Source organism: Enterobacter sp. HNDS-6 (assembly GCF_039850505.1).
In the GTDB taxonomy this organism is placed as follows: Bacteria; Pseudomonadota; Gammaproteobacteria; order Enterobacterales; family Enterobacteriaceae; genus Enterobacter; species Enterobacter kobei.
Genome location: NZ_CP156673.1, coordinates 874,908 through 891,843, shown reverse-complemented (window position 1 = coordinate 891,843; position 16,936 = coordinate 874,908). Strand labels below are relative to the sequence as shown.

Here is a 16,936-nt window from a genome sequence, read left to right as displayed (position 1 = left end):
TGCCGTTATGCGCAATACGCGTTCAGGGCGGCACGGCCGCGATCGTTCATGGTGAGTTCCATGTTTGAATTTCTGATCGGTGTTGTTACGCACACGCCCGCCTGGGTGTGGGTGTTGTTTATCTTCCTCATCTCCCGTGGTATCAAAGCCCGCAGGCCCGCCACCGTTACGCTGGAGAGGCTTGCCATTATCCCGGCGATCTTTCTGGTGTGGGATATTTACGATCTGGTGCTCTATCGCACGTTGACGCCTGCGACTGTCGCATTGTGGACGGGGGGGATCTTCGCCGGTGCCGCGCTGGGGTATCTCCTGATTAAGCGGGCGGTTATCACCCGGGCAGATGCGCCGCGTACGCTTTACCGCCAGGCAGACTACACCGCGCTGCCGTTTATGATGTTGGCGTTTGGGGTGAAGTATGTGCTGGGGGTGATGAGCGCGGTTTCGCCTCAGACGATGCAACAGCCCGCCATGAGCGCGCTGGCGATCGTCTCCGGGGGCGTGTTTGCCGGCGTATTTCTAGGGAAATTTGCGCGGTATGTTGGGGTGTATAATCGTACCGCACTTCGCCGGGCGGAATGAACTTCGTTAACTGGCGGCAGGGAATCCGGTAGGGTGGATTGCGCTGTCCTGCGGCTACAGCAGCGTCAGCGCATTCATTGAGGTTTTCAGAACATGGACCGGTAAAACGCCGGGGCAGTGGGCGATTAAAGAAGACTCTTTTGCGCGAAGGTCATGCGGGTAGCTTCGTTGAGATCCAGATCTTTTAACGATTCCGGATTAACCCAGGCGATCTCCTGAAACTCCTCATTAAACGTGACGTCCCGGTTGGCGCTCATGCAGTCGAAGATCAGATAGATCATATAAATCTCCTCGGTGGTGCCATCGGCGTAGGTTTTTACCCTGATGTCATCGCGAAAAGCCCATGGCGTGACCGAGACGATCTCCAGCGCTTCGCCCAGCTCTTCGCGGATCTCACGGCGCAACGCCTGTTCCATGGTTTCTCCCGGTTCCATTCCGCCGCCGGAGAGGGCCCATTGACCGGGAAACACGCCGCGATCGTCGGCCATTTTACACAGCAGATAGGCACCGTCGTTCTGGATGATGGGGCAGACAATGGTTCGTTGGAGCATGATTTCTTCCTGAAAAATGAATTTGGGCTACTTTAGCAGATAAGGCGGGGGAGGTTATGTTAGGGGGGGGGATTCTCATCCCTCGGTTTTCCATATTTTGTTGCAGATTCAGCCAGAATTCAGCGCTGATATCGAATGCTTTCGCCCGTTTTAACGCCCTATCGGCGGTGAATTTTTTCTGTGTTGCGGTCTGACGCCCTCACCCCAACCCTCTCCCACAGGGAGAGGGAGAAAACCGCATTCCCCTTAGCTTTAGTGTGTAGGACTGGTAAGGCGATTGACTACCGCTCCCGCAGCGCCTCTTTCGCCCGGTTAAACGGCTTAATCAGATAATCCAGCACCGTTTTCTCGCCGGTCTTGATGTCCACTGTCGCAATCATGCCCGGTACAATCGAGAAGTGCCTGCCCGCTTTATTGACCAGGTAATCCTGGCTGGTGCGGATAAACACCCTGTAATAGAACACTTCCGGCTTGGCTTCGTCCTGGATGGTGTCCGGTGAAATGGTCTCTACCACCCCATGCAGACCGCCGTAGATGGCGTAATCGTAGGCGGTGATTTTGACCAGCGCCTCCTGGTTCGGGTGGATAAAGGCGATATCGCGCGGCGAGAGGCGGGTTTCAATCAGCAGGTGATCGTCCACCGGCACAATCTCCATCAGCTCGCCGTTAGGCGGGATCACGCCGCCGATGGTGGTGACTTTGATGTTTTTCACAATCCCGCGCACCGGGGATTTTACCGTCAGGCGGGTGACGGAATCCTGGCGGCCTTTAAGGACCGCGGAAACCATATCCACTTCCGCGTTAGCCTTGGATAACGCTTCGCGCGCCTGAACGTAATACTGCGAGCGCACGTCGGTGAGCTTCAACTCCAGGTCACTTTTCTGTCGCTGCAGGCGCAGCACCTCCACATGGCTGGCGGCCCCGGTTTTAACCAGCCTTTGGGTGATCGCCAGCTCTTTATTGGCGAGATCTAACGCGGCGCGCAGCTCCCGTTGGGTATCATCCAGCTGCGCACGGCGGGAGTTGTAGAGCCGCGTTTCGGCGGCAATCAGATCCGGCCATTTTGCCAGCGAAGGCGGGAACGTTAGCGGGAGATCGTTCACCTCGGCATTCAGACGTGCGCTGGAAGCCAGTGACGCGCGGTAGCGCGCTGCACTTTCACCGACGTTCGATTCGGAACGCGTCGGATCAAGCCGCGCCAGCACCTGTCCGGCCTGCACCTGATCGCCCTCATGAACGTTCAGCTCGGTGAGGATCCCGCCGTCGAGCGACTGTAATACTTGTTCGCGCGAGCTGGGGATCACTTTCCCCGAGCCGGTTGAGACCTCATCCAGCACGCCAAACCATGCCCAGACGCCCAGGGCCACAAACATCAGCAACGAGAAGATGACGATTCGACGTGCGCCGGTGTAGCCACTTTCGGATTCAAGCGCGTTATCCAGATCGTCCATTGCGGCAACGTCACGCTGACTGATTTTCATTTTTCCACTCCCGTCCGGTTGCTGCCTGCTGCTGCTGTTGCTGAATGCGGCTGTTGTTAAGCGCCTGCGCTTTTGGCGCGTCCATCACCAGCATCCCTTCTTTCAGTACGACCACGCGCTCCACCAGCTCCAGCACCGGCACGCGGTGGGTGGCGACAATCAAGGTACGGTTGCCGAGCCAGTCGCCCAGACGCTGGATAAACTCCCGTTCAGTGTGCTCATCCAGCGACGCGGTCGGTTCATCCATCAGCACGATATTCGGATCGCGCAGTAGCATCCTCGCCAGCAGAATGGACTGCCGCTGCCCGCCGGAAAGCCCCACGCCGTTTTCCATGATCGGGTAGTCCAGCCCTTTGGGCAGTTTCTGCACAAAGCCCGCTGCGCCGGTTAACTCCAGCGCCTCGAAAATTTCTTCGTCGGTGGCGCGTGGCATGCCAAGGGTGATGTTCTCGCGCAGGGTGCCGTAAAACAGCCGCGCGTTCTGGGTCATAAAGCCGACGTTGCGCCGCACGTCCGCCACGTCGAGATGTGGCAGGCTGAGGTTATCAAGCCGCAATTCGCCCGCCGCCAGATCCATTCCGCCCGCCATGGCCTGTAGCAGTGTCGACTTGCCCGCGCCGTTACGTCCAAGGATCGCCACTTTCTCGCCCGGCTTGATCTCCAGACGGTTAATGCGTAGCGCCATGCGCGGATCGTCCGGTTGATAGCGAAATTGCGCCTGTTCGAAAAGATAGTGTCCGCGCAGGACGTCCTGGCGGATCGGCGTTTCTTCGCGCTGGTTCTCGGTCGGCAGCTGCATAATGCTGTCCAGCCCCTCTTTGGCGGCCTTCACCTGCTGCCAGCGGGCCAGCACGCCGCACAGCGTCGCCATCGGCGCGATCATCCGGGAGGCCAGCATCGACGCGGCAACCACCGAACCGGTGGTCAGGGTGCCGTCGATCACCATTGGCGCGCCGACCACAATCACCGCGGCGTAGACCAGGCTCTGGATGGTCATCCCCCAGCTGATCAGGTTCTGCGTCAGTTCGCGGGTGCGCAGGCCGGATTCGGCGGTGATCTGGATATAGCTGTTCCACTGCTGCAAAAAGCGGTTCTCCGCCTGCATCAGCTTGATGTCCTCCAGCCCCTGCACGCTCTCCACCAGCACCGCGTTGCGCAGGGTTGATTCATGCGCCGACTGCTTCGCCAGCTCCGCCAGCTTCTTCTGCAGCAGCAGGCCGGGCAGGACCATGATCACCGCCGCGACCGGGGCGATCCACGCCAGCTGCGGCGCGATGATCGCCAGTACCACCACAAACAGGAAGAAAAAGGGCAGGTCGACAATGGTCGAGATGGTGGAAGAGGTCACCATCTCGCGGATCTGCTCCAGCTCGCGCAGCTGGGAGATAAAGCTGCCGGTGGAGCGCGGAATGGCGCTGTGGCGCAGCCGCAGGGCGTGGCCGAACACGCGGTCTGAGACCCGCAGATCCGAGCGTTTGCCCAGCAGATCCATAATGTGTCCGCGCGCCACGCGCAGCACAAAACCAAACAGGGTGGCGATCAGCACGCCGATGGTCAGGACGTAAAGCGTCGGGTAGGACTGGGCAGGGATCACCCGGTCATACACCTGCATGGAAAAGACAATGCCGGAGAGGGAGAGCAGGTTGATGAACAAGGCTGCCAGCATCACCCAGCTGTACGGGCGCAGATCGCGCATCACCAGCCGGTAGAGCCAGTCCGGGCGGTATTTCGAGATGTAGGCATCCACGCGGCTGTCCTTCAGCGCGGCCAGCGGGCGCAGGGCAATAACGTGGCGGATGGTGGGCAGCAGCGCGCTCATCGACAGACGGTTGGTATGCATCTTGTCGTCGAAAAAGCTGACGTCCAGCGTGTCTTCCCCGTCGAAGCTGTCGACCACGCCAATTTTTCCGTCGTTCAGCGCCACCACCACCGGCAGGCGCCAGCTGTTGATCGACTGCCGATCGGCCGTGAGCAGCTGGAACGTCAGCCCGGCTTCCCGGGCAAGCTGCGTCAGGGCAGGTACCATCGGTTTGCCTTTCAGCCAGGGGGCGCTCGCAATCAGCGCTCCGGGCGAGCAGGCGACGCGGTAGCGCGTGGCAACAAAGCCAAACGCCTGCGCCCACTGCGCCAGCGCCTCATCTGTCATGGTTTCTTCTTGCGGAATTTCGCGTTGCTTCATGGCTGGATCTCCACGGTCTGGATGGTGCGGTTATCAAGATCGAACGCATGACGCAATTGTCCGGTGTTATAGAGGCAGTTGAGCTGTAACTGGTGCAACTGACCGAGGGTCTGTTGCTGGGTGAAGCGTGCCTGATAGACCTCCTGCTCGGCGTTGAGCACGTCCAGCAGCGGGCGCGAGCCGAGATCGAGATACTGCTGCTGGTAAAGCTCGCGGGTACGGGCGCTGAGCGCCTCCTGGCGGCCCTGAATTTGCAGCGTGCTTTGCAGGCTCATCACCTGGCTGCGGGCCTCCAGCAGTTTCTGGCGGACATCAAGACGGGTACGCTGAATGGTCGACTGCGCCGCTTCCACCGCGTGTCCGGCAGCGTTACGCCGGGCGGTGAGGCCGCCGCCCTGATAGAGCGGCATTTGCACCTTCACCCAGGCGGAATATTGCGTGCGATCCCGCGTTTCGCTGCCCGCGTAGCGATCGTTCAGATAGTGACGGACCTCCGGCTCCAGCGAGACGGTTGGCGTCATTTGCGCGTCGGCGTAGTCGAGGTTGGCCTGGGCGACGTTGGCCTGGGCCCAGGCGGCAAGGACAGACGGAACCAGACGATCGTCCGGCTCGGCGATGTCACAGCTGCGGGCCAGCTTTTGCGGAAAATCATTGCTGATCGCGTTCAGGCTGTTCCAGCCGAGAAAGCTCATCAGCGTGGCACGGGCGCTGTCGAGGCTGGCCTGATACTGCATCAGCTGCGCGCGCGCCCCTTCAATACGTGCGTCGGTCTGCACCACGTCAGAAAGCGAGGTCGCCCCTTCGTCGTTACGCTGACGGGTCAGTGTGCCTATTGAGGAGAGGGCATCGAGCTGCTCTTTGGCGGTGTCGACCATCTGCTGCCAGGTTTGCACCTGCACCATGGCGATGGCGGTATCGTGGGCGATGGTGTCGATGCTCACCAGCACGTTGGCCTGCTGCTGGGCAACGCCGGCATTTTCGGCCCGTACCTGGCTGGCCACTTTGCCGAAGTCGTAGAGCATTTGTGAAAGAGAGAGCACCAGCGACGGCGTAAAGCCGTTCTGATCGCCGTCGTGGGAGTACCCGTTGTCCATGCCCGCGTTAATTTGCGGATAGTATTTCGATTTGGCGACGTCGACTTCTTCGCTCTGTTCGTAGAGTTTGCCCACGGCTTCACCGATCGCCGGATGCCAGGTAACGGCACGGTTGACGGCCTCGCCAAGCTGTAATGAGCCGGGCGCGGCGTTGCCAGCCGCAGGGGCGACACGGCCATTCAGTGAGGGGAGTTCCTGCGTTTCGCGCAGTTGTCCGGTATTGATGGTCGCCGCCGGATTCGCGCACAGAGCGGGCACAGATATCAGGCAGCACGAGAGCCACCAGTAAGGCATCTTCATTCCCATGTCATGTCCCTAATAAAATAAGTGCAGCTTTATTATTAATCCCCGGGCGCTGTGCGCCCGGGTTAGTACTACAGCTGTTATGTGGTAATGATGTGTTGCTGGTTAACGAGCTCGTCGTAGGTGGTTTGAACGCCATCAAGCGTCACGAGCGTGGTATTAGTGTAGGTGCTCCCTGCACCGTCACGGTCGATGGAGATCACGGTATTACCATTACTATTAGTGACATGGAGGTAGTTCCCGAGCGTGGAGGCGCTACCGTTCCAGCCCACCAGCAGGTCGCTAATGTCGATTTTATCCCCCTGCGCCAGCGAGAAGCCGGTCCAGTGGTCGCCCGCGGTGCTGCTGACGTTCCCCCCCGTGGCATTCCCTACCGTATTGTTCAGCACCTGGTAAATCAGCGTGTCGCCGTAGGCGGTGCCGGTAATGACGTCGTTGTGTTCAGAGCTGATGAACTGCGGCGCCATGTTGATGGTCAGCGAGGCGCTGTCCGTCTTCCCGGTGGCATCGGTCAGGGTGTAGTTGAAGGTCTCCTTCGAGGTCATGGATGAGAGCGATACCCCGCTGTTGAGGGTATAGGTGTAATGCCCGTCAGCGGCAATCGCCAGGGTGCCGTAATGGCCGGTGATATTGACGGTTGCGCTGCCGGTGTACGGATCCAGCGTGGTGGTCACGCCGTTGTAGCCGGTAATACTGACGCGTGTATCCACCGAGTGGAGCTGATCCAGCACGCCGCCCGAGTCGGTGCCGTCAAAGATATTGCCGTTGACGGTGTGAGTGCCTGTGGCGTCAAAATCAGTCAGCGAGTAAGTGGTGCCGTTGACGCTTGGGGTAATGGTAATGTTCCCGACGCTCAGCCCCGGTACGCTACCGGTATAGCTCAGCGTGTAGGTCCCGGCGTTGAGATCCAGCCCGGTCAGCGGAACGTCAATACTGCCGCCCAGCAGCGAGCCACCGCTGAAGGAGCCGCTGCGGATCACGCCCGAGCCGTCGCTGATTGTCCAGTTCACCGTCAGCCCGCCCAGTGCCAGCAACGAGGCCACGTTAAAGTGCAGCGAGGCGTTATGCAGCGCGGTGTTTGGATCCACCACGAAGGTTCCGCTGCCGCTGCCCTGGGTTGACGAGAGCAAGGCTGTCGTCCAGCTTGCCGTACCCACGGTGGTATCGGAGTACGCTGACGTATGGTGTACTGACGTTACATCCATCACGGCGCTAACATCGTTCACCGCATTCATCGGCTGGGCGGTTGGAGTGATGTTGAGCGATGCCGTGTCTTTCGTGCCGTCTGGCGCGGTGACGGTATAGACGAAGGTATCCGGCGTGCTGATATGGTCCACACCGACACCACTCCTCAGTGTATAGGTGTACTGACCGGATGAATTAATGGTCAGCGTGCCGTATTCCCCCTGAATGGTGGTGGTGCCAGTGCCGTTGACCGCCACGCCGTTCACTTCGGTAACCAGCGTGCCTGCTGGAACCGGGTCATTCGCCAGCACGTCGCCCGTGGTCGTCTCGCTGATACTCGATACGCTGTAGACATGATCCTGCAGAACGCTCAGCGTGTAGGCCGTCAGGGCGGTGATCCCGGACGCGGTATTCAGCAGGAACAGGTACTCCCCGGCAGGCAATTGCAGCGTCAGCTGAGGTGACGTGCCGCCCAGCAGCGGGGCACGCAGCCAGCCCGACTCGACGCGTACCTGCTCGAAAGTCTGGGTGGCGTTGTTAAATTTATAGACGTACAAATCAAACACCGACGCCAGCGCCACGCCGCCAACGGAGGCCTGGATGGTCATGGTGCGGGTGGTACCTTCCTCCACGTTATAGATAATGGGGTTGGTCATATCGTCCAACAGGTTAAGCCCCAGCGTGTTGCCGAGATTGATACCCACCAGGGTAAAGCCGCCCTGAGACGAGGTGCCGTTATTGATTTCGTGCACGCTGGTGTCGAAGGTCAGGGCGTTGGTATCGTCCACGGCGACAATGCCGTTGCTGACGGTTCCCGTTCCGAGCGACACCACCAGCTGTGCCGAGGCGCTGACGCCGTTATGGGTGATGGTGTAGGTGAAGCTCTCTGTCCGGCCAATGACTGCCGCACTGGTGTCGGTCAGGGTGTAGGAGTAGCTGCCGTCGCGGTTAATGGTCAGCGTACCGTATTGTCCCTGGACCACCGTCCCGTCGGCATTGATGTTGGTGGTAACACCTTGCGCATTCGTAACGGCGGAGATCGTGGTTCCGGCCGGGGCGTTGTCGCTGCCAGCGGTCGGGTCTGTATCCAGAATCACGTTCCCGTTGAGGCTGGTATCGCCCGTGACCGTGCCCGGACCGGTCTCTTTCACCGCCACGTCGAGGCTGGTGTAGGAGCCGGTCGCCAGCAGGTTGGTGTTATAGCTGAGCACACGGTAGTTGCCGTCAGCCAGCCCGGTCAGGTTCAGCGATACGCCGGTGGCACCGAGGGTCAGCAGGTCAGCAAACTGCGGCTGTCCGGTATCCACCACGGTGGTCCAGGCGCCGTTGACGTAGTGCTGCACCACCAGCTCAAGGGTGTTAAGCAGAGAGAGCACAGCCCCCGTGGCGTTGGCGTTCACCACGATATCCGCGCTCCCGCCGTTGCCCACCGTGAAGTTCACCTGCGCGGTGTCGTTCCCGAGCAGCATCAGGACGTTGCCCACGGCGCCGACCAGCAGGAAGCCGTAGTCGCTGTACTGGCTGTTGGTGACGGTGGCCGTGGTACTGAGATCCAACTCTTCGACGTTATTGCTGGCGGAGAGCGGCACCACCGGCGCGATCGCCGAGCCGGGCAGCGAGGTGTTGCCCGCCGCGTCGGTGGCGGTGATCTGCAGCGTCTGGCCTTCGGTCTGTTTGTTGAGGAAGGTGTAGCTGTAGGCGCCATTGCTGTCTGCGGTGGTGGTCACCGTTGACCCGTCCGCGAGGCGGATGGTGACGGTGCTGCCCGCTTCCGCCGTACCGGTCAATACGCTGCCGTCAGCGTTAAAGGTCCCGGCAGGCGCGTTTGGCGCCGTCACGTCGACGATAACGGTTGTCGAGAGCGAGATCGGACTGGTGCCGGCTGAGTTGGTTGCCGTGGCAGTAAAGGCGTGCGATCCCTCGCTTAATGCCGGGGTCGTAAAACTCCAGTTACCGCTGGCATCCGCCACTACCGTACCCATCGACACGCCGTTGTTATACAGCGTGACGGTGGCGTTCGGCTGTGCGGTGCCGCTCAGGGTTGGCGTGGTGTCATCGGTGGTTTTACCGTTGGTCAGCCCTCCGGTAACGCTACCGATGTTATCGTCAATGTTGGCGATAACCGGCGCGTTTGGAATGTTGGTTGATGGCGCAACCACCGAGGCGCTGACGCCAGCGTTACCTGCCTTATCGGTCGCGTAGACCAGCAGCGCTTCACCGTTGGTCTGCGCCGGGGTGAGGGTAGCACTAAAATTGCCGTTACCGTCCGCGGTCGCGGTACCGAGCACCGTTCCGGTACCGCTGGTGATGGTGACGGTGCTGCCCGCTTCAGCGGTACCGGTGACCTGGGTTCCGTTAGCGATCACCTGCAGGCTGGTCGGTGCGCCCGGTGCCGTCAGGTCAACCAGGATTGTGGTCACGGTCGATGGCGCGCTGGTATTGCCCGCGGCATCGGTGGCGGTGGCGGTGAAGCTGTGCGAACCTTCCGTCAGCGTGGTGGTGGTTTGCGCCAGCGTCCAGTTGCCGTTGGCATCGGCGGTGACCGTTCCAACCAGCGTGCTACCGTCGTAGATACGCACCGTCGCATTGGCTTCGGCGGTACCGCTCAACGCTGGTCGGGTGTCGTTGGTCGGGTTATTGCCCGTCACCGGCCCGGTAACGCTGCCCACGTCGTCTACAATCGCGCTGATGACCGGTGCGGCTGGCGCGGTGGCATCCACGTTGATCACATACCCGGTGGTGGGTGCGCTGGCGTTGCCCGCCGCATCGGTGGCGGTAAACGTCAGGCTGTGTTGACCATCGCTGAGCGCTGGGGATGGAGTAAAGCTCCAGTTACCGCCGGCGGCGACAACGCTGCCAATCTGCACGCCGTTATCGAAGATTTTCACCGTCGCGCCCGCTTCCGCCGTCCCGGTGAGGGTTGGCTGCGCGTCGTTGGTCAATCCGCCATTGGCGACAGGCGTGGCGGCATTCCCGACGTCATCCACAATGCTGCTCAGCACCGGCTGCGCAGGCGGCGTGGTGTCGATGGTCAGGTTGAAGGTCGCTGACGGCGCGCTGGTGTTACCTGCCGCATCCGTCGCCTGAGCCGTAAAGCTATGTAGACCGGTTGCCAGCGAGGTGGTCAGCAGAATGCTCCAGTTTCCGCTGGCATCCGCGGTACCGGTGCCCACCAGCGTCGTTCCTTCATAAATGTTCACCGTGGCAAACGGCTCGCTGGTACCAACGAGACGCGGAAGGGTGTCGTCGGTGCTTTGTCCAGAGCTGACAGGGCCGATGATCGTGCCCACGTCATCAACCGCCTGGCTGATAACCGGCGCGTTAGGCGCAGTGGTATCCACCACCAGCGTAAAGTCAGGCGATGCGGGGCTGACGTTGCCCGCCGCATCGGTGGCCGTGACGGACCAGGTGTGGCTACCATTCGCCAGCGCTGTGGACGGGGTAAAGCTCCACGCGCCGCTGCCGTCAGTCTGGGCGGTGCCGACCTGCTGCCCGTCCTGATAGACAGTGATGGTCGCGTTGGCCGCGGCTGTGCCGCTAAGGGTTGGGGTGGTGTCGTCCGTACTCTGCCCGGAGGAGAGCGGTGTCTGAACGCTGCCCACGTTATCGCTCGCGGTCAAAATGGACGGCGCTGTCGGTGCGGAGGTATCCACCGTCAGGTTAATCGGTGCCGACGTGCTGCCGGTATTGCCTGCAGTATCGGTGGCGTTGAAGGTGATGGCATGTGGCCCTTCCGTGAGCGCGGTACCCGGGGTGAAGGTCCAGTTCCCTTGAGCATTGACGACCGCGGTACCAATCTCGCTGCCATCAACAATGATGTGCACCGTGGAACCGACTTCGCCCGTGCCGTTGAAGGTGGGTTTTGTGTCGTTGGTGCTGTTTCCGCTGGTGAGCGTCCCGGTTACCGGACCGACATCGTCAATCACGCTGGTGACCACCGGTGCGGCTGGGCCTGCGGTGTCGATCGTGAAGGCGAAAACCGGCGAGTTGGCTGAGACGTTACCGGCGGCATCGCTGGCGTTGATGCGAATGTTATAGCTGCCATCTCCCAGCGCCGGATTAGGGGTAAAGCTCCAGTTTCCGTTACTGTCTACCGGTGCGGTACCGATTTCCACGCCATTGTTCAGGATGTGGATGGTACTGCCGACAGCGCCTGTCCCGCTGAGCGTTGGCGTGGTGTCATTGGTGACCTGGCCGGTGGTGAGATTACCGACAATCCCGCCCGCCACGTTGTCGCTGACGGTTTCCAGCACGGGGACCGTTGGCGCCGTCAGGTCAACCACCACGCTCCAGGCGTTTGACGACAGGCTGACGTTACCCTGCGGATCGGTGGCCTTGACGGTGAAGCTGTGTGGCCCTTCGACGAGGGCGGTCTCAGGCGTAAAGCTCCACGCGCCGGTACCGTCCGCCGTGACGATGCCAAGCTGCGTATTGCCATCAAAGATCGTCACCACGCTGTTCGCTTCCGCCGTACCGGAGAGGGTAGGCGTTGCGTCGTTGGTAGTATTGCCGCTGATCACGGTCGTGGCGGTATTGCCGACATCATCGGTGACGTTAACAATCTCCGGGGTGGTGGAGCTGGTGTCAACCACGATGGTGAAGCCTGCCGATGGTGCACTCTGGTTGCCCGCCGGATCGGTTTCACGGATGGTCAGGACGTTATTGCCCTCCGCCAGCGCGGACGGCGTGAAGCTCCAGTTACCCGTCTGGCCGACCACGGTGGTGCCCAGCAGGGTGCCGTTGCTGTAAATGGAGATAGTATCGCCCGCCGTGCCGCTACCGGTCAGGGTTGGGCGGTTGTCATTGGTGGTCTGCCCGTCCGTGAGAGGGCCGGTGCCCGGGCCGACATCATCAATAACTGCGCCAATGGCAGGCGCGTCAGGGGCGGTGAGATCAACAGTGACGGTCGCCACCGGCGAACGTCCGCTGGTTTCGCCATTCAGCGTGGCGGTGACCTCAAAGGTGTGCGCTCCTTCACCCAGCGGCAGAGCTGGCGTATAGCTCCAGTTGCCGTTTGCATCGGCGGTCACGGTTGGCAGCAGAACCTGCACGCCATCCTGATAGACAGTGATTATGCTGCCTGGCTCTGCCGTCCCGACAAGGGTCGGCGTCGTGTCGTTGGTGGTTTTGTCTTTCACATCGCCCGTGACCGGGGTCGTATCGTCGTTGATGAACGTAATGACGGGCACGTCCGGGAGGTTCGGCTGCGTACCGGTGACGGTATAGGAGGCTTCAGGGCTGAGATTCCCTGCGGCATCCGTGGCGGTGATGGTCAGCGCCGCGCCGTCCTGCTGGGCCGGGCTGAGCGCCACGGAGAAGTTGCCGCCGGAGACCACCCCGGTACCGATCATGTTACCGCTGGCGTCTTTGACGATAATGGTGGCGCCCTCTTCGCCGGTACCGGTCAGCGGCGTCCCCTGTGCGGCCACGCTGATATTGTCCGGCGCTGCCGGAAGCACGGTATCCACCGTGACGGCAAGCGGCGCAGAGTCTCCGGAAGCGTTACCTGCCGGGTCGACCGACGAGACGGTGAAGCTGTGTGGGCCTTCCGCCAGCGTGGTGTCGGCGGTCCAGCTCCAGGTCCCATCCGACTGGACGGTGACCTGTACTGTGGATGGCGTACCGTCCACGCTGACAATCACGGTGGAACCCGGCTCGCCGGTGCCGTTGAGGGTTGGTGTACCGTCGCGGGTGTAGAGCGTCCCGTTGGTGAGCTGGCTGTCTTCAACGCTGTTAATCAGCGGGATCTCAGGATCAGTGGTATCGACGGTGACGGTATAGACCGGGCTGAGTGTGCTGAGGTTACCCGCTGCGTCAACTGCCGCAACGGTGATGTTCAGCGGGCCATCCGTCTGTGTGGGCAGGGTCAAAGACCATTCGCCGTTAACCACAACCACGCTTCCAAGCTCGACGCCGTTGTTGTAGACGATCACCGTTTCACCCGTCACACCGGTTCCGCCGACGGTTGGTGTGGTATCTGTAGTAAAACCGCCATTCGGCTCACCGGCGACGGCGCTAATCACCGGGGTATCCGGTGCGATGGTATCGACGGTGATGGTGATCCCCGTAGAAGGGTCAGAGACGTTACCCGCCTCGTCGGTGGCGGTAGCGGTAAATTCGTGGCTGCCCTCGTCAATGGCGCTTTCAGGACGCCAGCTCCAGTTGCCGTTGCCGTCTACCGTGACATTACCCACGGCGGTTGGCGTGCCGCCATCAACGCTGTCGTAAATGGTAATCACGTCATTCGGCGTGCCGGTCCCACTCAGTACCGGACGCGGATCGTTGATGGTTTCGCCATCGGCAACCGGGCCGGTTATCTGGCTGACGCTGTCGGTAATGACCGGGACCGCGGGCGCAGCCGGCGCGTCGGTGTCGATGGTGATAGTCACCGGCTGGGACGGGGCGCTTTCGTTGCCCGCGCCGTCCTTGTTGGTGACGGTCAGGGTAATGTCATAGGTGCCGTTGGGCAGGTCGGTGGATGGCGTCCAGCTCCAGTTGCCGTCGCCGTCCACCACGGCGTCACCGATTTTGTCGGTGCCGTTGTAAATCGTCACCGTATCGCCCGGATTACCGGTACCGCTCAGCGTCGGCGTAGTATCACGGGTGGTTTCCCCCGGGTTCAGCGACGTGGGTGCTGAGCCATCCGGGTTTACGGTGATGGCTGGCGTGTCCGGTGTGGCCGGTGCGACGGTATCAATCACCAGCTCAAACGGATCCGAAATCGAGGTATTCCCGGCGGCATCTGTGGCATGGATCGTCAGCGAATGCGGGCCGTCGGTGAGCGGCGTGGTAGGGGTAAAGCTCCAGCCGCCGCTGCCGTCGAGCGTTGCGGTACCGAGCAGCGTGGTGCCGTCATACACGGTGATGACCGTGCCATCCGGGGCGCTCCCCTGAAGTAACGGCTGGGTGTCATCCGTGGTATCGCCGCTGCTGAGCGGGCCTTTAACGTCTCCGGCGTCGTCGATGACGGTTGCCAGCGTCGCGACCGGCGGTGGGGTGGTATCAACGGTAAAGGTAAATCCACCGGATACCGGGCTGGTGTTACCGGCGACGTCGGTGGCGATCGCGGTCAGGGTATGCGTGCCGTCGCCAACCGGCGTGGTGGGCGTAAAGGTCCACGCGCCGCTGCTACCGACCACCGCGGTGCCAATATCGACGCCATCCAGACGGATGGTGATCGTTGAGCCGGGTTCACCGGTACCGTTGAGCGTCGGCGTTGCGTCATTGGTGGTGTCGTTGACACCCACCGGGCCGGTGCCCCCAGGGACATTATCGACAAGCTGGGTGATGGCGGGCGCATCAGGCGCCGTTCCGTCAATGGTAATGGTCCAGGCGTTTGAAACGTTACCGTTGCTTGATGTCGCCGTCAGTACATGGGCACCTTCGGCCAGCGGGGTGGATGGCGTAAAGGTCCACTGGCCAGATGATGGAACAACAACCGTGCCGAGGACGTCGCCGCCGCTATGGATGGTGATGGTCGAGCCTGGCTCCGCCGTGCCGTTCAGGGTAGGGGTGCGGTCATTGGTAATCCCATTCTGGCTGATGGGGCCTGTGACGCCGGGTTGATCATCCACCACAGAGAGGATATCGGGTGTTGTGTCCGGTGCGGTGAGGGACGCAGCCGGACTCTGGTTGCCCGCCGCGTCAGTGGCTACCACCGAAAGCTGCTCGCCGTTTGTTTGTGCAGGCGAAAGGGTCGCAACAAAGTTACCGTTGCCGTCAGTGGTGGCGCGGCCAATCACGTCGCCGTTGCTGTTGGTGATGACGATTTTGCTGCCTGGCTCGGCGGTGCCGGTAACCTGGGTTCCCACCGGGTTAATGGCAATAACGGGCAGCGCCGGTGGCGTGGTATCCACGGTAAAGTTCACCGGCTGCGATTCTGCGCTCTGGTTGCCCGCCGCATCGGTTTGTTTAATGGTGATTGAGTGCGGGCCTTCCGCGAGCGGGTTGTCTGGCCTGAGACTCCAGGTGCCGTTTGGCAGCACGGTGGTTTGCCCAATTAGCACACCATTGTCATAGACCTGGATTGTGCCGCCAGGCTCTCCCCGTCCCGCCAGCAGTGGTTCAGAGGAGTCGGTGAACTGGCCAGCGGTAATTGCGCCTTTAATGGCCCCGGTCTCATCGCTCAGTACAATCGCCGTGGGCGTTGCCGGAGGGGTGAGATCCACGGTGAGGGTGAATACCGGAGAGGCGGGTCCGGTGTTGCCAGCGGCATCGGTTGCCCGAATGGTGAACTGGTGGGTGCTTTCACCAAGATTGACCGATGGCGTGAAGGTCCACGTGCCGTTGCTGCCGGTGACCGCCGTGCCAATAGCGACAGAGCCGTCATAGATGGTTACGGTGGAGCCTGGTTCGGCGGTACCCGAGAGCTGAGGACGCGGATCGTTAGTGCTGCCTCCGCTGCTTACTGTTCCTTTGCCGGGATCAATATCGTCCGTTGCGCTGCTAATGGTGGGCGCGCCGGGCGCAACCGTATCGACAACAAAACTGACGGCAGTGGATGCCGGGCTGGTATTGCCTGCCGCATCGGTCGCGGTTGTGGTAATGGTGTGGCTGCCGTTGGCGAGATCGGTGGTGGGGGTAAAGCTCCAGCTACCTTTAGCATCCACCGTAGTGGTGCCAATCTGCTTGCCGTTATCGTAGAGAGTGATGGTGCTGCCTGGCTCGCCGATACCGCTGAAGGTCGGGCGGGCATCATCGGTGCGCTGGCCGTTTTCCAGCGGGCCCGCTTTGTCGCCGGCATCGTCATTTACCAGCAGGATGTCCGGGGCATCCGGCGCGGTGGTGTCCGGAGCGGTTACGGTCGTGCCCGGGCTGGTATTCCCGGAGGAATCCGTCGCGGTGGCGGTAATTTGTTCGCCGTTAGTCAGCGGCGTCCCCAGGTCGATGGTGAATTTACCGTCGCTGCCGGTTTTACCGGTGCCGATGACGTTGCCGTCGGCGTCTTTCAGCGTGATGGTACTGCCCGGTTCGGCGGTACCGGAGACGGTTTTACCATCCGGCGAGAACTGAAGGCCGGATGGCGCATTCGGAGGAGTGGTATCCGGATCGGAAGGGTTTGTCGGCGTGCCGGGGTTGCTGCCGTTGTCATCATCGTCACCCCCCCCGCCACCACCACCGGTGCTTGCCGCCGCCGCGATGCCGCCTGCGGCAACAATACCGCCCAGCGCCCATGGCCAGATGGCCGCGCCACCGGTATCACTTCCGGATGCCGCAAGCAGCACGTCTGTCGACGCGATAGATTCATACGTGGCGGCCCCGGCAGGATCTTCTATCCACCATAACGCACCGTCGCTGTCCTGGAGTACCAGCTGGCTTACGCCCTGCGCGTCCGTGACGTAGAAATTTTTAAGGGTTATCACTTCCCCTGAGTGCAGTGTCACCACCAGATCGTTACCACTTCGCGCGAAATGGGAGACATCAGCTCGCTCTACATGAAGCTCAACGATAGAGGAATGGCTCAGCGTGACCTGAGTGCCTTCCGTTGTCGTTTCCACGCCAGTAAGTTTCGATATAACAGAGATTTGGCTCATTTCGTTATGACTCCAGCAGAGTTACCGTGAA

At 61.2% G+C, this 16,936-nt stretch carries 7 protein-coding genes; 2 read left to right on the top strand and 5 right to left on the bottom strand.

Annotated elements, in window-relative coordinates; all coding sequences use genetic code 11:
* Positions 1 to 60: 60 nt before the first annotated feature.
* Entirely contained in the window at positions 61 to 579 is a 519-nt protein-coding gene (locus tag ABFI50_RS04010) for a DUF6622 family protein (protein WP_048996636.1), read from the top strand.
* Between the two features lie 10 nt (positions 580 to 589).
* Entirely contained in the window at positions 590 to 742 is a 153-nt protein-coding gene (locus tag ABFI50_RS04005) for an AraC family transcriptional regulator (RefSeq protein ID WP_318594527.1), read from the top strand.
* Here ABFI50_RS04005 and nudI read toward each other — a convergent pair.
* The 5 genes from nudI to ABFI50_RS03980 all read right to left on the bottom strand — a co-directional run bounded on the left by nudI (position 705) and on the right by ABFI50_RS03980 (position 16,905).
* Entirely contained in the window at positions 705 to 1,130 is a 426-nt protein-coding gene (gene nudI / locus ABFI50_RS04000; protein ID WP_048996638.1) for a nucleoside triphosphatase NudI, read from the bottom strand. The genes ABFI50_RS04005 and nudI overlap by 38 nt on opposite strands.
* Positions 1,131 to 1,411: 281 nt before the next feature.
* The gene (locus ABFI50_RS03995) at positions 1,412 to 2,581 is read right to left on the bottom strand and encodes an HlyD family type I secretion periplasmic adaptor subunit (RefSeq protein WP_086527819.1); all 1,170 of its coding nucleotides are present in this window, start codon (positions 2,579 to 2,581) and stop codon (positions 1,412 to 1,414) included.
* Between the two features lie 10 nt (positions 2,582 to 2,591).
* Complete coding sequence (locus ABFI50_RS03990; RefSeq protein ID WP_088127211.1) at positions 2,592 to 4,790, bottom strand: type I secretion system permease/ATPase; 2,199 nt, start codon at positions 4,788 to 4,790, stop codon at positions 2,592 to 2,594.
* The gene (locus ABFI50_RS03985; RefSeq protein ID WP_023337674.1) at positions 4,787 to 6,190 is read right to left on the bottom strand and encodes a TolC family outer membrane protein; all 1,404 of its coding nucleotides are present in this window, start codon (positions 6,188 to 6,190) and stop codon (positions 4,787 to 4,789) included. The genes ABFI50_RS03990 and ABFI50_RS03985 overlap by 4 nt, the downstream gene beginning before the upstream one ends.
* A gap of 77 nt (positions 6,191 to 6,267) precedes the next feature.
* Positions 6,268 to 16,905, bottom strand: coding sequence for a BapA/Bap/LapF family large adhesin (locus ABFI50_RS03980; protein ID WP_347485420.1), 10,638 nt, complete (start codon positions 16,903 to 16,905; stop codon positions 6,268 to 6,270).
* Positions 16,906 to 16,936 lie beyond the last annotated feature (31 nt).